At 67.7% G+C, this 22,000-nt stretch carries 23 protein-coding genes; 9 read left to right on the forward strand and 14 right to left on the reverse strand.

Going from position 1 to position 22,000, the window contains the following annotated elements; all coding sequences use genetic code 11:
- The first annotated feature begins 78 nt into the window (after nucleotides 1–78).
- On the forward strand, nucleotides 79–687 hold the full coding sequence (locus tag AS96_RS07840; RefSeq protein WP_036287943.1) for a DUF4126 domain-containing protein: 609 nt from the start codon (nucleotides 79–81) through the stop codon (nucleotides 685–687).
- Nucleotides 688–696: 9 nt separating this feature from the next.
- Here the strand turns inward: AS96_RS07840 and coaE are convergent, their stop codons facing one another.
- The 6 genes from coaE to AS96_RS07870 all read right to left on the reverse strand — a co-directional run bounded on the left by coaE (nucleotide 697) and on the right by AS96_RS07870 (nucleotide 7,416).
- Entirely contained in the window at nucleotides 697–1,299 is a 603-nt protein-coding gene (coaE, locus tag AS96_RS07845) for a dephospho-CoA kinase (RefSeq protein ID WP_036287945.1), read from the reverse strand.
- Nucleotides 1,300–1,301: 2 nt separating this feature from the next.
- Nucleotides 1,302–2,501, reverse strand: coding sequence for a diguanylate cyclase (locus AS96_RS07850; RefSeq protein ID WP_036287948.1), 1,200 nt, complete (start codon nucleotides 2,499–2,501; stop codon nucleotides 1,302–1,304).
- Nucleotides 2,498–4,192 (reverse strand): sensor histidine kinase, encoded by a 1,695-nt coding sequence (locus AS96_RS07855; RefSeq protein ID WP_036287951.1) that lies wholly within the window; start codon nucleotides 4,190–4,192, stop codon nucleotides 2,498–2,500. Before AS96_RS07855 ends, AS96_RS07850 begins: the two co-directional genes overlap by 4 nt.
- Before the next feature lie 104 nt (nucleotides 4,193–4,296).
- A complete protein-coding gene (rpsA, locus tag AS96_RS07860; RefSeq protein ID WP_036287953.1) occupies nucleotides 4,297–5,748 on the reverse strand; it encodes a 30S ribosomal protein S1 in 1,452 nt (483 codons plus the stop codon).
- Nucleotides 5,749–5,964: 216 nt separating this feature from the next.
- Nucleotides 5,965–6,975, reverse strand: coding sequence for a cation diffusion facilitator family transporter (locus AS96_RS07865; RefSeq protein ID WP_197017279.1), 1,011 nt, complete (start codon nucleotides 6,973–6,975; stop codon nucleotides 5,965–5,967).
- Nucleotides 6,976–6,984: 9 nt separating this feature from the next.
- Nucleotides 6,985–7,416 (reverse strand): YchJ family protein, encoded by a 432-nt coding sequence (locus AS96_RS07870; protein WP_231477172.1) that lies wholly within the window; start codon nucleotides 7,414–7,416, stop codon nucleotides 6,985–6,987.
- A 96-nt stretch (nucleotides 7,417–7,512) separates the two neighbouring features.
- Between AS96_RS07870 and AS96_RS14665 the strand changes: the two genes are divergently transcribed.
- The 3 genes from AS96_RS14665 to AS96_RS07885 all read left to right on the forward strand — a co-directional run bounded on the left by AS96_RS14665 (nucleotide 7,513) and on the right by AS96_RS07885 (nucleotide 9,727).
- Nucleotides 7,513–8,052, forward strand: coding sequence for a hypothetical protein (locus AS96_RS14665; RefSeq protein ID WP_155947538.1), 540 nt, complete (start codon nucleotides 7,513–7,515; stop codon nucleotides 8,050–8,052).
- Nucleotides 8,053–8,288: 236 nt separating this feature from the next.
- On the forward strand, nucleotides 8,289–8,774 hold the full coding sequence (locus tag AS96_RS07880) for a hypothetical protein (protein WP_231477174.1): 486 nt from the start codon (nucleotides 8,289–8,291) through the stop codon (nucleotides 8,772–8,774).
- A gap of 38 nt (nucleotides 8,775–8,812) precedes the next feature.
- The gene (locus AS96_RS07885; protein ID WP_005049216.1) at nucleotides 8,813–9,727 is read left to right on the forward strand and encodes a 5'-3' exonuclease; all 915 of its coding nucleotides are present in this window, start codon (nucleotides 8,813–8,815) and stop codon (nucleotides 9,725–9,727) included.
- 3 nt (nucleotides 9,728–9,730) lie between these two features.
- On the opposite strand, the gene AS96_RS07890 is transcribed toward AS96_RS07885, so the two are convergent.
- From AS96_RS07890 to trpD, 3 genes are all read right to left on the reverse strand, one after another.
- Nucleotides 9,731–10,717: a PHP domain-containing protein gene (locus tag AS96_RS07890; protein ID WP_036287963.1), complete on the reverse strand. Its 987-nt coding sequence runs from the start codon at nucleotides 10,715–10,717 to the stop codon at nucleotides 9,731–9,733.
- A 74-nt stretch (nucleotides 10,718–10,791) separates the two neighbouring features.
- Complete coding sequence (locus AS96_RS07895; RefSeq protein WP_036287966.1) at nucleotides 10,792–11,283, reverse strand: hypothetical protein; 492 nt, start codon at nucleotides 11,281–11,283, stop codon at nucleotides 10,792–10,794.
- Between the two features lie 93 nt (nucleotides 11,284–11,376).
- The gene (gene trpD, locus AS96_RS07900) at nucleotides 11,377–12,438 is read right to left on the reverse strand and encodes an anthranilate phosphoribosyltransferase (protein ID WP_036287969.1); all 1,062 of its coding nucleotides are present in this window, start codon (nucleotides 12,436–12,438) and stop codon (nucleotides 11,377–11,379) included.
- Nucleotides 12,439–12,560: 122 nt separating this feature from the next.
- On the opposite strand from trpD, the gene ctaE reads away from it, so the two are divergent.
- The 5 genes from ctaE to AS96_RS07925 all read left to right on the forward strand — a co-directional run bounded on the left by ctaE (nucleotide 12,561) and on the right by AS96_RS07925 (nucleotide 17,472).
- Nucleotides 12,561–13,205 carry an aa3-type cytochrome oxidase subunit III gene (ctaE, locus tag AS96_RS07905; protein ID WP_005049205.1) on the forward strand — a complete coding sequence of 215 codons (645 nt, stop codon included), beginning with the start codon at nucleotides 12,561–12,563 and terminating at the stop codon, nucleotides 13,203–13,205.
- A gap of 21 nt (nucleotides 13,206–13,226) precedes the next feature.
- A complete protein-coding gene (gene qcrC / locus AS96_RS07910; RefSeq protein WP_005049203.1) occupies nucleotides 13,227–14,030 on the forward strand; it encodes a cytochrome bc1 complex diheme cytochrome c subunit in 804 nt (267 codons plus the stop codon).
- A gap of 46 nt (nucleotides 14,031–14,076) precedes the next feature.
- Complete coding sequence (gene qcrA / locus AS96_RS07915) at nucleotides 14,077–15,156, forward strand: cytochrome bc1 complex Rieske iron-sulfur subunit (RefSeq protein WP_036287972.1); 1,080 nt, start codon at nucleotides 14,077–14,079, stop codon at nucleotides 15,154–15,156.
- Nucleotides 15,153–16,979: a cytochrome bc1 complex cytochrome b subunit gene (gene qcrB / locus AS96_RS07920; RefSeq protein ID WP_036287975.1), complete on the forward strand. Its 1,827-nt coding sequence runs from the start codon at nucleotides 15,153–15,155 to the stop codon at nucleotides 16,977–16,979. The genes qcrA and qcrB overlap by 4 nt, the downstream gene beginning before the upstream one ends.
- Before the next feature lie 85 nt (nucleotides 16,980–17,064).
- Nucleotides 17,065–17,472 carry a rhodanese-like domain-containing protein gene (locus tag AS96_RS07925; protein ID WP_036287978.1) on the forward strand — a complete coding sequence of 136 codons (408 nt, stop codon included), beginning with the start codon at nucleotides 17,065–17,067 and terminating at the stop codon, nucleotides 17,470–17,472.
- Between the two features lie 33 nt (nucleotides 17,473–17,505).
- Here the strand turns inward: AS96_RS07925 and AS96_RS07930 are convergent, their stop codons facing one another.
- The 5 genes from AS96_RS07930 to erpA all read right to left on the reverse strand — a co-directional run bounded on the left by AS96_RS07930 (nucleotide 17,506) and on the right by erpA (nucleotide 21,928).
- A complete protein-coding gene (locus tag AS96_RS07930; RefSeq protein ID WP_036287981.1) occupies nucleotides 17,506–18,303 on the reverse strand; it encodes a PP2C family protein-serine/threonine phosphatase in 798 nt (265 codons plus the stop codon).
- Between the two features lie 17 nt (nucleotides 18,304–18,320).
- Nucleotides 18,321–18,755 carry a cytochrome c oxidase subunit 4 gene (locus AS96_RS07935; protein WP_036287985.1) on the reverse strand — a complete coding sequence of 145 codons (435 nt, stop codon included), beginning with the start codon at nucleotides 18,753–18,755 and terminating at the stop codon, nucleotides 18,321–18,323.
- Nucleotides 18,756–20,519 carry an aa3-type cytochrome oxidase subunit I gene (gene ctaD / locus AS96_RS07940; protein ID WP_036287989.1) on the reverse strand — a complete coding sequence of 588 codons (1,764 nt, stop codon included), beginning with the start codon at nucleotides 20,517–20,519 and terminating at the stop codon, nucleotides 18,756–18,758.
- On the reverse strand, nucleotides 20,519–21,424 hold the full coding sequence (gene ctaC / locus AS96_RS07945) for an aa3-type cytochrome oxidase subunit II (protein ID WP_036288080.1): 906 nt from the start codon (nucleotides 21,422–21,424) through the stop codon (nucleotides 20,519–20,521). The genes ctaD and ctaC overlap by 1 nt, the downstream gene beginning before the upstream one ends.
- A 132-nt stretch (nucleotides 21,425–21,556) precedes the next feature.
- Nucleotides 21,557–21,928, reverse strand: a complete 372-nt coding sequence (gene erpA / locus AS96_RS07950; RefSeq protein WP_036287992.1) for an iron-sulfur cluster insertion protein ErpA — start codon at nucleotides 21,926–21,928, stop codon at nucleotides 21,557–21,559.
- Between the last annotated feature and the right edge of the window lie 72 nt (nucleotides 21,929–22,000).

A 22,000-nucleotide genomic window follows, 5' to 3' on the forward strand; every position in this document is an offset into this window, starting at 1 on the left:
CGTCGTTCGCCCTCGGCGTCCTCGTTCGCCCAGGCCCTCCCGAGGCGCTCGGCCCGCTCGGCCCCGTACTGTGGAACCATGCTGGAGTTCCTCGTCGGGTCCGGCCTCGCCGCGGCCGCGGGGCTGAACGCGTGGATGCCGCTGTTCGCACTGGGGCTGTTGGACCGTTTCGTGCCGGTGATCGATCTGCCGGCCTCCTGGTCGTGGCTTTCCAGCGACGTCGCTCTCTGGATCACCGGTGTGCTGCTGGTCGTGGAGATCGTGGCCGACAAGATCCCCGCGGTCGATTCCGTGAACGACGTCCTGCAGACCGTGGTGCGCCCGGCATCCGGGGGCATCGCCTTCGGCGCCGGCGCGAGCGCGCAGACGGTGCGCGTCGACGACCCGAGCCTCTTCGCGGGCGCCGCGTGGGTGCCGATCGTCGTCGGCGTCGTGATCGCCCTCGCGCTGCATGCCCTCAAAGCGTCGGTGCGCCCTCTCGCCAATGTCGCCACCGCGGGCGTCGCCGCCCCCGTCCTGTCGGCGGCGGAGGATGTATCGGCGGGAGCACTCATCGTGGCCGCGATCTTCGCGCCCGTTCTGGCCGGAGCGCTCGTGGTCGCCCTCATCGTGTCGGCCGTGCTTCTGCTGCGTCGTCGACGCCGCCACCGCTCAGGGACGTCCGTCGCCTCCGTACCGCGACCGTGAGCGCGCACCTCAGCGCGAGGGGTGCAAGCGCCTCCACAGCGCCTCGACCTGCGCACTGGTCTCGGCCAGCGACCCGGCTGTGTCGATGATGACGTCGGCGACGGCCAACCGCGTGTCATCGTCGACCTGCGAGGCCAGCCGCGCGCGGGCATCGGCGAGGGTGAGCCCGCGCAGCGCGACGAGGCGCTCCTCGCGCAGGGATGCCGGGGCGTGCGCCACGACGATCAGATCCCACGGGTCGTCGGCCCGCGCCTCTACCAGCAGCGGCACGTCGTAGACGACGACCGCATCGGGATCGGCGGCGAACGCCGCGGCGAAGCGCCGGCCCGACTCTGCCGCCACGGCCGGATGGATGAGGGCGTTGAGGCGGCGACGGGCGTCGTCGTCGGAGAAGACGACCGCTCCCAGCGCTGCGCGGTCGAGGTTGCCGTCACCGGCGATCACTCCCGGACCGAACGCGGCGGCGATCTGGTCGAGCACCGGAGACCCGGGCGTCTGCAGCTCGCGGACGATGGCGTCGGCGTCGACGATGACCGCACCGTGCTGGGCGAGGAGGCGTGCGACGGTCGACTTGCCGGAGGCGATGCCGCCGGTCAACGCGAGAAGGGGCATGCCTACGAGGATGCCACGTCGGCGTCGGCCGGAACCGTCGACGGCGGCGCCACGAAGACGGAGGCCTCTGCGATGCGCGCCGCGCGCAGTGCCGCCGAGCGCGCAGCGCTCATGAGGATTCCCGGGTCGTACCCGAGGGACGAGGTGAGTCCCACGCCGACGCCCACCGACGCGAGACGGCCGTGATCGACCCCGGTCAGCTCGTCGATGGCGCCCCGGAAGAGCGCACTGCCCACGCGCCGGGCGTCAGCGGTCGATTCGGCCAGTGTGCAGATGACGAGCTGCCCGTCGCCGTCCTCACCGACCAGCGCCGCCGCGGGTGCATAGGACCGGGCCGCGTGACGGCATGCAGCCGAGATCGTGTCGACGACATCGCCGCCGAAAGCGTCACCGATCTCGTCGAGCCCGTCGGCGCGCAGCACGATGACGGCGATACCCTCCTGCCGCCACGACGCCCTCTCCACGATGTCGGCAAGGGCTCCGGAGAAGGTCCGCGGGAGCATGACGCCGTCAGCGGCGACGCCGTTGGACGTCAGCCACTCATAGCGCTGCCGCGTCGTGCGCTGCGAGCGCAGGACCGACATCACGATCGCCGCGACCATCGTCAGGATCACCGTGGCGATGTTCGCGCTGAGGGAGCCGAGCCAGCGCGAGAAAAGCTCGCTCTGCGGCCCGAGCACCGCGAAGACGACGAGGCGCACCGCGTAGAACAGTCCCGCTGCCGCGAGTACGGTCGACAGGGCCCACGCACTGCGCAGTCCGCGCATGGGGCTGCGCAGCGACTCGGCTGCTCCGCTGCCGAAGAGCAGCACGAGCGATGCCGCCATCGCCCACCAGCCACCCCAGCTGCCCCGCGTCGGGTACTCGATGAGCGCGGCGACGAAGGTGATGACCGCAAGCGTCCCGACCGCCACCGACGAGACGAGGACGGAGCGGTCGTTGAACCGTCGGCATCCCAGAAGCATGAATCCCGGCACCGAGACGAACAGGGCGTTGCCGACCGCGACCGAGACCGCACCGCCGACACCCGCGGACCACGCCATGTAGGCGAGCGTCGTCGCCAGTCCGCAGAAGAACGCCACCGCCCACAGCCGTCCGGGGCCGGTGTCGCGGCGCAGCAGGGTGTCGATGATGAAGGTCAGACTGGCGACTGACGCCACGATGGCCGTCATGACCGTGACGCTGAACAGATCGAGATTCATGCCCCGTCCTTGTCGGTGAGCTCGGCCGATCCGGGCGGGAGTCCGGTGGACGCCTCCCGGTCGAAGACCTCGCGGGTCGCCGGCAGCACGACGGTGAAGATGCTGCCCTCCCCCGCGGTCGATTCGACGGCGATGGATCCGCCGTGAGCGGCGACCAGATCACGTGTGATCGTCAACCCCAAACCGTTGCCCGGCACGGACGGCACGGCTCGGAAGAACCGCTCGAACACTCTCGCGGCCGCATCGGGGGCCATGCCGATACCGGTGTCGGCGACCCGAACCGTCGTGTGAACGCCGTCGGTCGAGGTGGATGCCGTCACCCGGCCACCGTCGCGATTGAACTTCACCGCGTTCGCCACCAGATTGTCGACCACCTGTCGGATGCGGGCCGGATCGGCGTACGCCTCGGCCGCGCCCGACTCCTCCACGCGAAGGTCGACGAAGCGCCCCTCTGCGACCGGCTCGAGCCCTGCCGCTGCAGCGCGCACGATCTCGGTCATGTCGACGACGCGAGGGTGCAGGCGCGTATCGATCGACGACCCCGACCGCGACGACGCCGACAGGATGTCGGTGACGATCCCCAGCAGCCGCTCGCTGTTGCGGTACGCGGTGTCGACCTGTCTGCGAGCGTCATCCGAGAGCCCACCGCCGTCGAGCGCCAGCTCGAGATACCCGAGGATCGACGTCAGCGGGGTGCGAAGCTCGTGGGAGATCGAGGCGACGAGGTCGTCGCGCACCCGCTGCGCGTCCCGCTCCGCCGTGATGTCGCGGACGATCAGCAGCGCTCCGGCCGGGGCTCCGTTGTGATCGGTGAGATGGCGCCCGGCGAAGGCGAACGCGCGCCGACGGCCGTCGGCGAGCGCGAACCACAGGACGACGTCGTCGAACGACTCGTGGCGCTGCAGACGCACCAACGGATGCTGCTGAGGATCGAGCGGCACCAGCTTCTCGTCGGTGACGGCATCCTCACCGCCGCTGCCGGGAAGGAATCCGGGGATGCGGCCGAAGCGGAGGAGCGCATCGTTCTCGAGGACGACCTCACCCGCGGCGGAGAGGCGGATGACTCCGAAGTCGACCGTGTCGAGCACCTCGCTGACCAGCTGCTCCTGACGCAGCGCCTCGCGGTGCGCCGCCGACACGCGCACCGCCTGACGGTCCAGCAGCATCCGTTGCGCGCGGAAGCGACGGGAGGACGTGTAGCTGGCAGCGCCGACGGCGATGATGACCACCGGAAGGAGGACCACCGCGTACGTCCCCGCCGGCGACGCGCCGGTCGCGAGGATGAACCAGTATGTGAGCGGGATGCCGACCACCGAGATCGCGAACCCCGCCCGCCCGATGGCCGACAGCCACATCGCCGGAAACACCCACAGCAACCCGAACGCGGCGTTCGGCTCGGCAATGCGCATCAGGGCGATCGCCACGATGTCGACAATCGGGATGACGGTCACCGCGTACAGCGGCAAGCGGGACCAGGGCACTGCGAGGCCCGCCACTCCCCCGAGGACGACGAGCAGCACCGCGATGCCGAAGAGGCCGCCGTCGGTGAGGGATGCCGTGGCGATGCCGATGAAGAACAGCACGCCGACCACGGCGCACAGCACGAGCTGATTGCTGGCCGCGGCGCGGTCGCGCAGCTGGCCGCGGATGCGGCCGTCTGCGGGCACGGTGGGGCTCGGGGGGCTCGCCATGGGACGACGTTACAGCCGGGGAGCCCGCGACGGCAGGAGGTGACGGCACAGGGCCGCCGCCCGGACGGATCCGGGGCGACGGCCCTGTGCGAACGCGGTGCGGCTCAGCGGCCCGACAGCTTCTCGCGGAGAGCCGCGAGAGCCTCGTCGTCGGCGAGGGTTCCGCCGCCGTTCGAGGAGTCGGACGAGAACGACGACGCGCCGGTCTCGATCGGAGCGGCAGCCTCGGCCTCGAGCGTCTTGGCGACGGCGAGCTTGTGCGCCTCCCAGCGCGCCTGGGCAGCGGCGTACTCCTGCTCCCACTTCTCGCGCTGAGCGTCGAAGCCCTCGAGCCAGGCACCCGACTCGGGGTCGAAGCCCTCGGGGTACTTGTACTCGCCGTTCTCGTCGTACTCGGTCGCCATGCCGTACAGCGCCGGGTCGAACTCGGTGCCGTTGGGGTCGACCGACTCGTTCGCCTGCTTGAGCGAGAGCGAGATGCGACGACGTTCGAGGTCGATGTCGATGATCTTGACGAAGACCTCTTCGCCGACCGACACGACCTGCTCGGCGAGCTCGACGTGCTTGCCGGAGAGCTCCGAGATGTGCACGAGACCCTCGATGCCGTCCGCGACGCGGACGAAGGCACCGAACGGAACGAGCTTGGTGACCTTGCCCGGCGCGACCTGACCGATCGCGTGCGTGCGGGCGAAGACCTGCCACGGGTCCTCCTGCGTCGCCTTCAGCGACAGGGAGACGCGCTCGCGGTCGAGGTCGACCTCGAGGATCTCGACGGTGACCTCCTGGCCCACCTCGACGACCTCGGAGGCGTGCTCGATGTGCTTCCAGGACAGCTCCGACACGTGGACGAGACCGTCGACGCCGCCGAGGTCGACGAACGCACCGAAGTTGACGATCGACGAGACGACGCCCTTGCGGACCTGGCCCTTGTGCAGGTTGTTGAGGAACGTGGTGCGCGACTCGGACTGCGTCTGCTCGAGCAGGGCGCGGCGCGAGAGAACGACGTTGTTGCGGTTCTTGTCGAGCTCGAGGATCTTGGCCTCGATCTCCTGGCCGAGGTACGGCGTGAGGTCGCGGACGCGGCGCAGCTCGATGAGCGATGCGGGCAGGAAGCCACGCAGGCCGATGTCGACGATGAGACCACCCTTGACGACCTCGATCACGGAACCGGTGACGACACCGTCGTTCTCCTTGATCTTCTCGACGTCACCCCAGGCACGCTCGTACTGCGCGCGCTTCTTGGAGAGGATGAGGCGGCCTTCCTTGTCCTCCTTCTGGAGAACGAGGGCTTCGACCTCGTCGCCGACCTTGACGACCTCGTTGGGGTCGACGTCGTGCTTGATGGAAAGCTCGCGCGAGGGGATGACACCCTCGGTCTTGTACCCGACGTCGAGGAGGACCTCGTCGCGGTCGATCTTCACCACGGTGCCTTCGATGAGGTCGCCGTCGTTGAAGAACTTGAGGGTCTTCTCGACCGCGGCCAGGAAGTCCTCAGCAGATCCGATGTCGTTGATGGCGACCTGCTTGGTGGCCGGGGCGGTCGTTGCGGTAGTCATGTAGTGGGTTGTCCTTGTTGGGTTGGATATCGGGCTCCGGCGCGAGATGATCGCGCAGCGGCAGACGGACGAAGACGAACGAATGCCCCGCCGGAGCGGTCGGTCAGGGATTGCGTGTCATGAGCGCGCGGCGTGGCGCCACACGAATGACACTCCAGGGTATCAGAATCACCGGCTCGCCGTCGGGGGCATCCCGCGCGGCGGCGGGTCCGTCGCTTAGCCCCGCAGCGGATCGGCGGGGTCGGCCGGATCCAACGCCGGAGCCCCAGGCCGCGAGAGCGTGAGCACCGCCCACGCGACGCGGGGGCTCGCGGCGAGTCGGTCTTCGACGGCGTTCAGCTGAGCGGCGACCGCATGCTCGGGGATGTCGCCGACGAGATCGACGGCGGCGACCACGAACACCCGTCCCGGTCCGACGTACTCGATGTGCAGATACGTGATCTGTGCGATCTCGGTCTGCTCGAGGAGGCGCTGCAGCGCGGCGGCCCGCACGCGCGGCTCGACCGCGACGCCCACCAGGAAGCGGCGGTTCTGGCGGATCAGCACGATCGCGACGACGGCCAAGAGCACGCCGACCAGAATCGATCCGACCGCGTCCGGGGCCGCAGATCCGGTGAGCTGATGCAGCAGGATGCCGAGGAAGGCGATCACCAGACCGATCAACGCCGCGGCATCCTCGAAGAAGACCGCACGCAGCGTGGGATCAGACGTGTCCATGACGTACTCGAGCACGTCCTTCGCGCTCTCCCGTGCGCGACGACGCGACTGGCGCAGCGCCTGGAGGAACGAGACGCCCTCCAGGACGAACGCGATACCCAGGACGGCGTAGGAGACGCCGAACAGACCGGCCGGCTCAGGCGCGAACAGCTCCTGCACCCCGTGCATGATCGAGACGCCGGCGCCGACGGCGAACAGACCGAACGCCGCGAAAAGCGACCACACGTACGCTTCCCGACCGTAGCCGGTGGGATGCCGCGCATCGCGCGGACGCGCCGACCGGCGGGTCGCGACGAAGAGGAAGATCTCGTTGCCGGTGTCCGCCCACGAGTGCGCGGCCTCGGCGAGCATGCTCGCCGCACCGGTGAGCACCGCCGCGACGGTCTTCGCGATCGCCACGAGGAGGTTCGCGCCGAGGGCGATGAGCACCGTCAGCAACGACTCCGCATCCCCGGTCGGGGCTTCGGGTGTGGGGAGCGCCGCACGGCGGGACGATCGCGGGGGCGCCATGCTCACACGCTACGCGGGGTCGATGACGCCGTCGACGTAGAGCCAGCGACCATCGAGACGGCGGAAGCGGCTCCGCTCGGCGAGAACGCCGCGCGCGCCGGTGCCGCGCTCGCGCCACGATGCCCGGAACGCGACCGTGGCACGGACGTCGTCCTCACGACCCTCAGCGGCATCGATGTCGAGGCGCTCCCATCGCAGGTCCTCGTCGAGCTCCAGTCGGTCGGGACGGGTGGCGGGGTGCCACGAAGCCAACAGATGGGCGGCGTCACCGAGCGCGAACGCCGTGAACCGCGAGCGCATGAGCCTCTCCGCCGTCGGTGCCGCGACACCGTCGAGAAGGGAACCGCAGCACGTGGAGAACGCGCCGCCGCTTCCGCACGGGCACGGTGAGTCCGCGTCGGGACGACGGCCTCGTGGCAGTGACGCGGCGCCGAAGGACATCCCTCGACTCTACGACGCGGCCTCACGCCGCAGAGTCGAGCGTGACGCTGTGGAAAACAGCGGTGAGCGCGCGACGCGGTCGTTACGGTGGAGGGCATGTCGAGGCGAGGACACGTACTGTCGGCGATGATGGCGATCGCGGTGGCCGGGAGCATCGTCGGGTGCACGCCGCAAAGTGCGCCGTCACCCTCGCCGAGCACGAGCGCCACGGCCTTCTCCTCGGATGCCGAGGCCTTCGCCGCCGCCGAAGCGACGATCCGGCGCTACATAGACGCATCCAATGCGCTGCAACTCGATGACAACGCAAGTGTCGAAGCGTTTCTTTCCATATCAACTGGGACGCAGCACACCTTCGACAAGGAGCGCGTGGAGAGCTACCGCAGCCGAGGATATACAGTCTCCGGAACGACTAGCCTTCTGCGTGTGGAAAGAGATGCCGTCAGCATCACGGGCGGAACGGTTTCACTGGGCATTTGCCTCGACGTCTCGGATGTCGAGGTCCGCGACAGCTCGGGCAGGTCTGTGATCTCCCCTGACAGACCCGACCTTCAGAACCTCATCGCTGTTACGGCTGGATACCCATTGCAGGTGTTGTCGATTGAGGGAACGACGGAGATCGACTCATGCTTGGGCTAGGGCTCAGCATTCTGCTCCTGCAGGCAGCTGTCGCGACCGGCACGCCATGCGACTACCTCATGTCATCCTGCTCCATCTCGAACACGGGATCATCGGTCGAGATCGGGGCGACGCGTCCGGGCGGTTCCGAAGGTTCCGGCGGTTCGCGCGGCGACGACGGAGGCCCGGAGTCCGTTCCGGCGCCGCCCCCGCCGGCGTGCACCGACAGCCTGTGCCGCGGCAACTACTCGGTCTCAGTGCTGCGGCCGACCCTCACCGACGTGGCGTCGTTCGCCCCCGCATCCGCGCCGTTCGTCGACGAACCCGACGGGGTGGGCATCGTCGGCATGCCGATGAACTTCGTCGCGACGGCGGGGGTTCATGAACAGGCGGGAACGCTCTTCGATCTTCCGGTCACGGTCCGTTTCACACCGGCCTCGTACCTTTTCAGCTACGGCGACGGCACGTCGCGGGACAGCGCCACGGGCGGCCGAACCTGGGCGGAGCTCGGGCGCGCGCAGTTCAGCGCCACCGACACGAGTCACGCCTACGCCGCGCGCGGCACCTACACGGCAACGGCGACGGTCCGCTACGCGGCGCAGGCGAACTTCGGCAACGGCTGGATCGACGTACCCGGCCTCCTCGATATCGCCGCCGGCGCGACGACGCTTCAGATCGTCGACGTCAAGACCGCGCTCGTCGACAAGACCTGTCTCGAGAATCCACGCGGCCCCGGCTGCTGAGCCCGCACCAGCCCGCAACGCCGTGACAGGATGAGCGCGTGGCCGATCGCCTGATGCTCCTCGACACCGCTTCTCTCTACTTCCGCGCCTTCTACGGCGTGCCGGACACCGTGAAAGCACCCGACGGCACATCGGTCAACGCCGCGCGCGGGCTGCTCGACATGATCGCCAAGCTGGTGTCCGCGTACGAGCCGACCCACGTGATCGCCTGTTGGGATGACGACTGGCGTCCGCAGTGGCGGGTCGACCTCATCCCCACCTACAAAACGCACCGTGTCGCCGAGGTCGTCGCCGACGGCACCGACATCGAAGAGGTCCCCGATCCGCTCACGGCCCAGATCCCCGTCATCCGCGACGAGCTGGCAGTTCTCGGCATCCCCGTCGTCGGACATGCCGATCATGAGGCCGACGACGTCATCGCCAGCTACGCGACGCAGCACGCGGGCGCCGTGGACGTCGTGACGGGCGACCGCGACCTCTTCCAACTCGTCGACGACACACGGTCGGTGCGCGTCATCTACACCGGACGCGGCATGAGCAAGCTCGACGTGCTCGACGACGCTGCCGTCGTCGAGAAGTACGGAGTGCTCGCGAGCCAGTACGCCGACTTCGCCGTCTTGCGCGGCGACGCCTCCGATGGTCTGCCGGGCGTCGCCGGCATCGGGGAGAAGACGGCTGCGGCGCTCCTTGCCGCTCACGGTGACCTCGCCGGCATCCTCAGCGAAGCCGCCCGCGGCGGCCTGTCCGCGGGCGTTCGCGCGAAGATCCTCGCTGCGACCGACTACCTCGCGGTCGCACCTCAGGTCGTCGAGGTCGTCCGCACCCTCGAGCTCCCCGCCGTCGGAGCGCCGCGGCGCTCCCCCGACCCCGCTGCGACCGCCCGACTGGATGCCGAGTGGAACCTCGGGACGCCGCTCTCCCGTGCGGTCGCCGCGATCACCGCGCGCGCCTGACGATCAGCGCGCGAGCCACGCGCGCAAGCGGTCCAGCGGCCACGTGGTGATGATCCGCTCCGGCGGCACGCCGGCTCGCTCTGCACGAGCGGCCCCCTCATCGAGCAGACCGAGTTGGCCCGGAGCGTGCGCGTCGGAGTCGAGGGAGAACAGGCACCCCTCGGCCAGGGCGAGAGCGATGAGCCCCGCAGGCGGATCCTCACGCTCCGGTCGCGCATTGATCTCCACCGCGACGTCGTGAGCCGCGCAGGCCGCGAACACCGCGCGCGCATCGAAGGTGGAAGCCGGCCGGGTGCCCCGCTCGCCCCGCACGAGCCGGCCCGTCACGTGGCCGAGCACATGCGCCTGCCCCGACGAAACAGCGGCCACCAGACGGCGGGTCATCGCCGGAGACTCCATGCGTAGCTTCGAGTGCACCGAGGCGACGACCACGTCCAGCCGTGCGAGCAGGGCACGCTCCTGATCGAGACGTCCGTCATCGAGGATGTCCACCTCGATACCGCTGAGCAGTGTGAAGCGATCGTCGCTGAACGACGGTACTTCGTCGAGCTGCGCACGCAGTCGTTGCGCGCTCAGACCGTTGGCCACGCGCAGACGCGGCGAGTGATCCGTCAGCGCGAGGTATTCGTGACCGAGGGCGCGCCCCGCGTCGACCATCTCGCCGATCGAGGTCGTGCCGTCCGACCAGTTCGAGTGACAGTGCAGGTCGCCGCGCAGCTTCGCTCGCAGCGTCGAACGTGCAGGGGCGAATCGGTCACGCAGCTCCGCGAGGTAGGCGGGCACCTCGCCGGCCAGCGCCTCGTGGATCACTCGGAACGACGAGTCCCCGATGCCCGCGCGCCTGCGCAGGCTCGCGTCATCACGCAGCTCGTCGTCCGAGAGATCCTCGATCGCTGCCGCCGCCCTGCGGAAGGCGGCAGAGCGGTATCGCGACGCCCGCTCGCGCTCGAGCAGCGTCGCGATCTCCCGCAGCGCGTCGATCGGCTTCATCTGCACGTCATCATGACAGCGAAACGGGCCCGCGCGGTGCGCGAGCCCGTTCCAAGGGGACGATCTGTGAGGCGTCAGGACCGAATCACGGCAGACCGCCGCACGACGACGGGCACCGAGGCCAGCCGAGTGAGGGCCGCACCGAAGAGGATGGACAGGATCCCCACCCCCATCGCGAAGGCGGCGACACCGAACGAGACGACGGAGGTGAACAGCGAGGCGCGCGGGAACGACGCGTTCATCATGGTCGCGCGCACCGGATCCTCCCTGTCGAGTTCGGCATAGGTCTTACCGTCCGACGCCTTCAGCGCGTGGTGCTGGATGATGTCGGCCTGCACGTAGGCGGTGAACGGGCCCTGGACGGTCTGCCCCTGGAAGGCCATCGCATCGTCGGGCACCGTGATGTTCTCCGCGCGCAGCTGGCTGGACACCGTGAGCCAGACGACAAGACCCACCACGATGAGCGCGATGCCGCCGAGGATGCCGAGCATGCCGGCGATCTTGACGAAGCCGACCTTCTTCTGCGGGGGTTCAAGGGTGTCGGCGGTGGCGATGTTCGCTGACATGGCGGGTCCTCTCTTCGGTGCCGTGCTGTTGCCTCACGGTGTCGCTCTCACGAGAGCCGGGACCAGGCGAACGGGCCGGAGAAAACCCTGTGGTCAGTCCACAGCGCGAGTCGTTGCCTCGACCCAGCGGTCGAGGACACCGCGAGCCGAGCCGTCGTCGATGGCGTCCGCCGCCCGGTCGCGGGCGTCGGCGAGACGCTCGACGATCGGCAGCTGCACCTGCGTGGCGTCGCGGAACAGGTCGTACGAGACGATTCCCGCGGCCGCGTTCAGCAGCACGATGTCGCGCACGGCGCCCTTCTCGCCGTCGAGCACCCGTCGCACGACCTCGGCGTTGTGCTGCGCATCGCCGCCGAGCAGGTCGTCGATCTCCGCCAGAGGGATGCCGAGGTCTCGCGGATCGAGGTCGTGCTCATGGATGTCGCCTCGGCTGATCTCCCACACGCGGCTGTGGCCCGTGGTCGTGAGCTCGTCCAGGCCGTCATCGCCGCGGAAGACCAACGCCGTCGCTCCGCGTGTCTGGAAGACGCCGGTGATCAGAGGAACGCGGTCGAGAGCGGCGACCCCCACGGCGTTGGCCTCGGCGCGGGCCGGGTTGCAGAGCGGCCCGAGGAAGTTGAAGACCGTGGGCACGCCCAGCTCCGCTCGCGTCGGTCCCGCGTGACGGAAGCCGGGATGGAACGCGGACGCGAAGGCGAAGGTGATGCCGGCCTCGGCCAGCACCTCGGCGACTCGCTCCGGCGGCAGTGCCAGATCGATGCCGAGCGCACCGAGCACGTCGGAGGATCCTGAGGCGGAGCTGGCGGCGCGGTTGCCGTGCTTGACGACCGGGATTCCGGTCGCCGCGGCCACGATCGCCGACATCGTCGAGATGTTGACGGTGCCGAAGCGGTCTCCCCCGGTGCCGACGATGTCGAGCACGTCGGCGGACACAGGCAGCGGCAGCGCGGCCTCGAGGATCGCGTCGCGGAAGCCCACGATCTCGTCGACCGTCTCGCCTTTCGCGCGCAGCGCGAGGAGGAATCCACCGAGCTGCGACGGGGTCGCCGTGCCCCGCATCACCTGCCGCATGGCCCAGGTCGACTCGGACACGCTGAGGTCGCGCCGCTCGAGCACCGCCGTGAGGATTTCGGGCCAGGAATAGAGCTCCGCCATGAGCCCCGATCCTATCGGCACTCTGCCAGCCAACTCCCGGCGCGCCCGAAGGCCCCTCCAATCCCCCCCGAAAGTCGAACGCACCTTCAGTGATGCGAAAACCGGCTGTGAAATCAGCCATAATGGGGAGCGTGACGACCACTCCAGCGACCTATTCCCAAGCCTTGCGTTCCGTCAAGCGGCCGGATCCGGTCGCCGTCGGCACCATCGTGTGGCTCGGCAGCGAGGTCATGTTCTTCGCGGGTCTCTTCGCGATCTACTTCACGCTGCGCAACGCCTCCCCCGACCTGTGGGCTGCCAGCACCGGCGACCTGAACGTGCCGTTCGCGGCCGTGAACACCGGCATCCTGGTGCTCTCCTCGTTCACCGCCCAGGCCGGGGTTTTCGCCGCCGAGCGCTTCCAGCCGTATCGTCGCGGCTCCATCTGGCAGTTCCGCCAGTGGGGAATGGTGGAGTGGTTCTTCCTCACGTTCGTGATGGGAGCCGTCTTCGTCTCCGGACAGGTGTGGGAGTACGCGACGCTCGTCGCAGAGGGCATGCCGATCAGCGCGAGCTCGTACGCGTCGGCCTTCTACATCACCACCGGTTTCCACGCGCTGCACGTGACGGGCGGCCTCCTCGCCTTCCTCCTCGTGATCGGCCGCGCCTACGCCGTCAAGAACTTCGGACGCAAGGAGATGACGTCTGCGATCGTCGTCTCGTACTACTGGCACTTCGTCGACGTGGTGTGGATCGTCCTGTTCTTCGTCATCTACGTCGTCAAGTAAGAAGCGGAGCTGAGTTCCTCCATGGCAACCAAGACCACCCGGCAGAAGACCGGTCGTCGCAGCAAGTGGGCTGCCGCCGCGCTCATCGGCATCGGCCTTCTCGTCACCGGCGGCGTCTACGCCGGCGCGTCGGCGGCGATGGCCGCGACGGAGCCCGCGTCCGCGTCGTCCACGACGCTGACCGTCGAAGACGGCAAGAAGCTCTTCCAGGCCAACTGCGCCACGTGCCACGGCCTCAACATGGAAGGCACCGCTGACGGACCCTCCCTGTACGGCGTCGGAGAGCTGGCCGTCGAGTTCCAGATGTCGACGGGACGCATGCCGCTGCAGATGCAGGGGCCGCAGGCGCCTCAGAAGCCGGTGCAGTTCACCGAGGACCAGATCCGTGCGATCGCGGCCTGGGCCCAGTCCGTGGCGCCCGGCCCGACTTATCCGGATGCGCGCATCCTCGACGGCAAGGGCGATGTCGCCAACGGCGCCGAGCTCTTCCGCGTCAACTGCGCCATGTGCCACAACGTCGCCGCCGCCGGTGGTGCACTCACGGAGGGCAAGTACGCCCCGGCACTGACCAAGACCAGCCCGCTGCACATCTACGCGGCGATGGTCACCGGCCCGCAGAACATGCCGGTCTTCAACAACATGACCATCACTCCGGACGAGAAGCGCGACATCATCTCGTCGCTGATGTACCTGCAGGAGAACGAGTCCGCCGGCGGTTTCAACCTCGGCTCGCTCGGCCCGGTCTCGGAGGGTCTGTTCATCTGGATCTTCGGCATCGGCGCGCTCATCGGCATCACCGTGTGGATCACGGCGAAGTCGAACTGATCGGGCACACGTGGACAACGGCACTGACGTAGGGAACGGACGAGACATGGCACACGAGGAAGACGCACTCGAGCACGAGAGGGCTTCATGGAAGCCCTCCCCCGGGCTCGCCGTCGCCGTCCCCGACCCCGTGCAGAACCCGGGCCTCCCGCCCCACCGGGAGCGCATCACCGACAAGGACCCGGCGGCCATGCAGCGCGCCGTTCGCACGGTCTACACGCTGTTCTACCTCTCTCTCGCAGGGAGCATCTGGGCGGTCGCCGCCTACATGCTCTTCCCGATCGAGAGCGGCCAGATCGTCGACATCCGCCACAACAACCTGTTCATCGGGTTGGGTATCGCCCTCGCGCTCCTCGCAATCGGCATCGGGGCGATCCACTGGTCCAAGGCCGTGATGAGCGACAAGGAGCACATCGAGCCGCGTCACGCCACGCGCGGACGCGACGTGACGCGAGAGGGCGCTGTCGCGGTCTTCCGCGAGGCGAATGAGGAGTCCGGGTTCGGACGCCGCACCGCCATTCGCGGATCGCTGATCGCCGCGCTGGTCGCGTCGGTTCTCCCCGGCATCACACTCTTCCGCGGCCTGGCTCCCGAGTCCAGCCCCGAGAACCCGATCGCCGGCGACCCGGTCGCCCTGCTCAGCCACACGATGTGGAAGAAGGGTGAGCGTCTCGCGCACGACCCCACCGGCGAGCCGATCCGTGCCGCCGATCTCACTCTGGGCTCCGCGGTGCACGTGATCCCCCAGTCCCTCGCCGAGCTCAGCCACAGCGACGGCTACCTCGAGGAGAAGGCGAAGGCCATCGTCCTGCTGATGAGGATGCTGCCCGAGCAGATCGTCGAAGCCGAAGACCGCAAGAGCTGGTCATACAACGGCATCGTGGCGTACTCGAAGGTCTGCACGCACGTCGGCTGCCCTGTCGCCCTGTACGAGCAGCAGACCCACCACCTGCTCTGCCCCTGCCACCAGTCGCAGTTCGACGTGACCCACGGCGCCGCGGTGATCTTCGGACCGGCCGCCCGTCCGCTGCCGCAGCTGCCGATCACCGTCGACTCCGAGGGGTACCTCATCGCGCAGAGCGACTTCACCGAACCCGTCGGCCCGAGCTTCTGGGAGCGCCATTGAGCACCGCGACTGTCACCGAGACAGGCCCTGACACCACGCCTCAGACCTCGCGCGACGAGAAGCCGCTGGGCGGCCGCTTCGTCGCCGGCGCGGCGAACTACCTCGACGAGCGCACCAGCATCTCCGGTCTGGTCAAGGAGCTCGGCCGCAAGATCTTCCCGGACCACTGGTCCTTCATGCTCGGCGAGATCGCGCTGTGGAGTTTCGTCGTCGTCCTGCTGTCGGGAACGTTCCTGACGTTCTTCTTCCAGGCATCCATGGTCGAAACGCACTACGACGGGGCGTTCGTCCCGCTGCGTGGCGTCGAGATGTCCGCCGCGCTCGACTCGGCGCTGCGGCTGTCGTTCGACATCCGCGGCGGCCTGCTGGTGCGTCAGATTCACCACTGGGCTGCGCTGGTCTTCGTCGCTGGCATCGGCGTGCACATGCTCCGCGTGTTCTTCACGGGTGCGTTCCGCAAGCCGCGCGAGCTGAACTGGGTGATCGGCTTCATCCTCTTCATCCTCGCCATGGCCGAAGGCTTCACCGGTTACTCGCTGCCGGATGACCTGCTGTCGGGCAACGGCCTGCGCATCATCGACGGCATGGTCAAGGGCATTCCGGTCATCGGAACGTGGACCTCCTTCCTGCTGTTCGGCGGCGAGTTCCCCGGGACTCAGATCGTCGGGCGCCTGTACACGCTGCACATCTTGCTGCTGCCCGCCATCCTGGTGGCGCTGCTCGCCGTGCACCTCATGCTCATGATCGTGAACAAGCACACCCAGTTCGCCGGTCCTGGCCGCACGAACAGCAATGTCGTGGGCTTCCCCATGGTCCCGGTCTACATGTCGAAGATGGGCGGCTTCTTCTTCATCACGTTCGGCGTGATCGTGCTGATCGCCTCCCTGTTCACGATCAACCCGATCTGGAACTACGGTCCGTACGACCCGTCGCCGGTCTCGGCCGGTACGCAGCCCGACTGGTACATCGGGTTCGCCGACGGCGCGCTGCGTCTCGTGCCGCCGCACCTCGAATTCGTCCTGTGGGACCGCACCTGGTCGTTCAACATCCTCATCCCGCTGACGGCTTTGGGCCTGTTCATCGTGATCGTGATGCTGTACCCGTTCATCGAGGCCTGGATCACGGGTGACAAGCGCGAGCACCACATCGCCCAGCGTCCGCGCAACGCCGCGACGCGCACCGCGATCGGTGCCGCCGGCGTCACGTTCTATGCGGTGCTGTGGGCCGCGGCATCCTCGGACATCATCGCCACCCACTTCTGGCTCACGATGGAAGGCGTCATCCACACGCTGCAGGCGCTGTTGTTCGTCGGACCGGTTCTCGCGTACTTCATCACGAAGCGTCTGTGCATCGCGCTCCAGAAGAAGGACCGCGAGATCGCGCTGCACGGCTACGAGTCCGGCCGCATCGTCCGCCTTCCGGGCGGGGAGTACATCGAGGTCCACCAGCCGGTCGACCAGTACGAGATCGTCAAGCTCGTCGACTTCGAGACGAACCAGCCGCTCGTGGTGCGTCCGAACGATCAGGGTCGCATCCCCTGGCACGAGAACTTCCGCGCTTCGCTGTCGCGCTGGTTCTTCGAGGACCGCCTCGCTCCGGTCACTCAGGCGGAGCTCGAGGAAGCGCGTGCCCACCAGCACCACACGCTGGACCACATCGCCGCTGAGGAGGATGCCGAGATCCAGGGCATGCACGAGCGCGCCGGTGTCGGCGAGGCTCCGCACCACCCGATCGACGACGGCCACCAGAGTGAGACCGCCGTGCGCCCCTCGAACGTCATCGTCCCCGACGACGACAAGAAGGACGCGAAAGACGAGGATTAATCGGCCGCTCAGGCTGGCAGTCAAGCGGCGAGGAGTGACCGTCCCGGTCCTCCTCGCCGCTTCGTCGTTCGCGTAGCGTCGAACCATGACTGACGCTCTCTCCTACTTCGCCGGCAAGCTCGCACACGAGACCGACGCCTCGGACGTCTACGCGGCTCAGCACGCCGGAGAAGCCTTTGTATTCGTCGATGTGCGCAGCGCCGACGCCTGGGCCCAGGGCCACCCGGTGGGTGCTGTCCACATTCCGTACCGCGACATCGCCGAACGGGCTCCGAAGGAGATCCCCCTGACGACGCCGGTGGTCGTGTACTGCTGGAGCCCCGGCTGCAATGCCGGCGCCAAGGGCGCCGTCGAGTTCGCTCGCCTGGGCTACGCCGTGAAGGAGATGATCGGAGGATACGAGTACTGGGTGCGCGAAGGGCTGCCCACTGAGAACGCTCACGGTGTGCTCCCCCGCGTGTTCGACCCTCAGGTCATGTACGTGCGCCCGTGAGAACGCCGCCTGGGCGACAATGATGCCGGGGCTTCAGCCGGCGATCGGTCGCGCGTCTTCGCTGAAGAGCTCGGTGGCCGCGCCCGCGAAGACAACCCCGCCGGCCGACAGAATCCCCGCGTAGACGTCTGCGACCACGGCCGTCACATTGTCGCGAGAGCCGGCCTGCAGCGCCGCCCCGACCATGATCTCCGCGGCATCCTGCTGCCCGTCGACGTCTCGCAGGATCTCCTCGATCGCGTCGTCCGGCAGATAGTCGCTGACGCCGTCACTGCACAGCAGCCAGCGATCGCCGGCTACCGGCTTCTGCGAGGTCACGCTGACCGCATCGGACGGCTCGCCGCGAAGCGAGGCGGTGATGATGTTGCGGCGCGGATGCGTCATCGCGTCGGACTCCGTCACCAGCCCCTGGTCGACGAGCACCTGGACGAACGAATCGTCACGGGTCTGACGCACCAGTCGTCCCGAACGGAGCAGATAACCCCGAGAGTCTCCGGTATGCGCGAGAAGAAGGGTCCCGCCATCACCGAACCAGATGCCCGTGAACGTGGTCGCCATACCCGCCAGCGAGGGATCCCGCCGTACGTGCGCGCCCAGATCCCAGTTGGCCACCTGCAGCCGAGTGGTCAGCGCTGCCGCATCGCCCGCTCTCCAGCCTCCTGCGACCAGTCGATGCACGAGAGCCGCCGATGCGAGATCGCCGGCGGGGCCGCCGCCGACCCCGTCCGCGACGCCCGCTCCCCACGACGCGATGAAGGCGGCATCTTGGTTGACATCGCGAAACGGGCCGACGTCGCTGGAGACGCCGGCCCGCAACGAATGAGCCGTCACAGCCGAAGCGCGATCGTTCAGCGTGCGAAGTACCCGCGGTAGTACTCGAAGACCCACCCGACGATGGCGACGACGAACACGCCGAGCCCGATCGGCAAGAGGAAGGTGCCGACCGCGAGACCAAGGATGCCGAGCGCCGCGGAGAACGCGAGCACCAGAGGCCACCACGACCACGGGCTGAACTCACCCATCTCCGGGTCGCCGTCATCGATGTCGGCCGTCAGTGAGTCTTCGGGCAGCTCGCCGCCCTGCGCGCGGTGCACGCGGCCAACGTAGAAGCCGATCATCACCGACATGAACATGGTGAACAGCAGGGCCACGGTGCCGACCCACTCGATCGCGTGGAACCACGGACGATCGGAGTGCTCGATGATGTTCCAGCCGGTGTAGACCCCGGTGACCAGCAGGAAGAACGCGGCGAGGATCCACCAGAGGTTGACGTTGGTCTTCACTTACTTGACCTTCCCCTCGGCCGTGTCCATGACGGGAGCATCGGGAGCATCCTTCGCCGGACCGACACCGACCGGAAGCGCTGCTTCGGGGTGGTTGAGGTCGAAGGCAGGGCGCTCACTGCGGATGCGCGGAATCGAGGTGAAGTTGTGACGCGGCGGCGGGCAGCTGGTGGCCCACTCGAGCGATCCGCCGTAGCCCCAGGGATCGTTGACCGTGACCCGCGGCGCCTTGCGCGAGGTGATCCACACGTTCAGGAAGAACGGGATCATGGAGGCACCGAGGATCATCGCTCCGATCGTGGACACCTGGTTCTGCCAGGTCCAGCCGTCCGCGGCCGAATAGTCGGCGTAGCGGCGCACCATGCCGTCCACACCCAGCCAGTGCTGGATGAGGAAGGTCATGTGGAAACCGATGAACAGCATCCAGAAGTGGACCATGCCGAGTCGCTCGTTGAGCATGCGCCCCGTCCACTTCGGCCACCAGAAGTAGAAGCCGGCGAACATCGCGAACACGACCGTGCCGAACACCACGTAGTGGAAGTGGGCGACGACGAAGTATGAGTCGGAGAGGTGGAAGTCCAGCGGCGGTGAGGCGAGGATCACACCGGTCAGACCACCGAAGACGAACGAGACGAGGAAGCCGAGCGAGAACACCATCGGCGTCTCGAAGGTCACCGAGCCGCGCCAGAGGGTTCCGATCCAGTTGAAGATCTTCACGCCCGTCGGCACCGCGATGAGCATCGTCATGAGAGAGAAGAACGGCAGCAGCACCGAACCCGTCACGTACATGTGGTGAGCCCACACCGAGACCGACAGCGCCGCGATGGCGATCGTGGCATACACCAGGGTCTTGTAGCCGAAGATCGGCTTACGGCTGAACACCGGGAAGATCTCGGAGACGATGCCGAAGAACGGCAGAGCGATGATGTAGACCTCGGGGTGGCCGAAGAACCAGAAGAGGTGCTGCCACAGGAGCACGCCGCCGTTGGCGGGGTCGTAGATGTGGGCACCGAGCACGCGGTCGGCGGCGGCGGCCAGGATGGCCGCGGCGAGCACGGGGAACGCCATCAGGATCAGGATGCTGGTGACGAGCGTGTTCCACGTGAAGATCGGCAGACGCCACATCGTCATGCCGGGCGCGCGCATCGTGATGATCGTGGTGATGAAGTTCACCGCGCCCAGGATGGTGCCGAAACCGGACATACCGAGTCCCAGCATCCAGAGGTTGCCGCCGGCGCCGGGAGAGAACGACGCTCCCGCCAGGGGCTGATAGGCGAACCAACCGAACGCCGCCGCACCCTGCGGAGTCAGGAAGCCGGCGACCGCGATCACCGATCCGAAGATGAACAGCCACAGGGCGAACGCGTTCAGACGCGGGAACGCGACGTCCGGCGCGCCGATCTGCAACGGCAGGATCGCGTTGGCGAAGCCGGCGAACAGCGGCGTCGCGAACATCAGCAGCATGATCGTGCCGTGCATCGTGAAGAGCTGGTTGTACTGCTCCTTCGTCGGAAGGATCTGCATTCCCGGCTCGAACAGCTCAGCGCGAATGATCAGCGCCATGACGCCGCCGAGCAGGAAGAAGATCACCGACGCGATGAGGTACATGTACCCGATCGTCTTGTGGTCCGTGGAGGTGATCCACTTGACGATGATGTTGCCCTTCTGTCCCACGCGCGTCGAGCTCATGAGAGCCGCCTGACGCGGGGGCAGCGTGGTCGGGCGCGCGGAAGTCTCGCCCTGGAGAGGAAGCGTGGTCGCCATCAGTGTTGTCCCTCAGATTCGACGGGGGCTCCCGTGCCCGGGAAGTTCTGCAGTCTGTCGTAGGCCTTGTTGATGTCACCGGTCTGACCGGCGGCGCGCAGGCCTGCGAGGTACTGCTGGTACTCGGTCGGCTCGACGACCTTGACCTTGAAGAGCATCATCGAGTGGTACTGGCCGCAGAGCTCGGCGCACTTGCCGTCGTATTCGCCGACGCGTGTCGGGATGAACGACCAGTAGTTGTCCTTCCCGATGTACATGTCCTTCTTGTAGAGGAAGTCGACGATCCAGAAGGAGTGGATGACATCGCGGGAGGTCAGCTTGATCTTGACCCTCTCGTTGACCGGCAGAACCAGGGTCGGCAGGTCGCTGGTGATGTTTCCCTGGGCGTCGGTCTGAGCCTGAACGCCCATGGCCCAGACGGCGTTGTCGCCGGCCTGGCAGTCGGCCTGGTCGTCGTTGTACTGGAAGTCCCAAGCCCACTGCTTGCCGATCGCCGTCACGCAGACGTCGGGGTTGTCGTACTGCGTCTCGAGCACCGCCTGGTCGCGCGCCGTGAAGGCGAAGAAGCCGAGCACGAGGATCAGCGGAACGACCGTGTAGAAGATCTCGACGGGCATGTTGTACCGCAGCTGCACCGGCAGTCCACGCTGTCCGCGACGGCGACGATAGGCGATCGCCGCCCACCCCATGAGCGACCAGGTGATGATGCCGACCACCAGAAGGACGATCCAGGAGTTCACCCACAGACCCGACACCATCTCGGTGTGGTTCGTGGCTTGCGTGCCATCGTCGGTGAAGCCCGGCAGGAAGCCGTTCAGCTCGGTGGGAGTGCATCCCGCGAGGGTGATCGCCGAGGCGATCCCGATCGGGATGACGGCGAGCCGGAGTCGGCGTTTGACGCGCACGGTGCACCTTTCGGGGTCATGAAGGTCGAACACCGTTCAGTCTAAGGCAAGCTCCCACCCGATTCAGGCCATCCGCCCAGGATGTCTGCCACTATCGGAGGGGTTTTTCCGGCCTGACCAGAGACGCCCGTATCAGTGGAAGCTGTCGCCGCAGGCGCAGCTGCCCGCGGCGTTGGGGTTGTCGATCGTGAAGCCCTGCTCGGAGATCGTGTCCTTGAAGTCGATGGTCGCGCCATCCAGGTACGGCACGGACATATCGTCGACGATGACCTCGACGCCGTCGAAGTCGACGGCCTGATCGCCGTCGAGGAAGCGCTCGTCGAAGTAGAGCTGGTAGATCAGACCCGAACATCCGCCCGGCTGCACCGCGACGCGCAGACGCAGGTCGTCGCGACCCTCCTGCTGGAGGAGATTCTTCACCTTCTCGGCCGCGGCGTCCGTCAGGAGAACGCCGTGTGCAGCCGTGGTGGCCTCGACGGGGGTGTTGGTGGCGATGTCGGTCATGGCACTCTCCGGAACCTCGTGATGATCGAAGCCGTTATCAGACGGCGGGTCGTTCTCGATTCTACGCGGCAG

Origin of the sequence: Microbacterium sp. MRS-1, assembly GCF_000585455.1 — a bacterium.
Classification (GTDB): Bacteria; Actinomycetota; Actinomycetes; order Actinomycetales; family Microbacteriaceae; genus Microbacterium; species Microbacterium laevaniformans.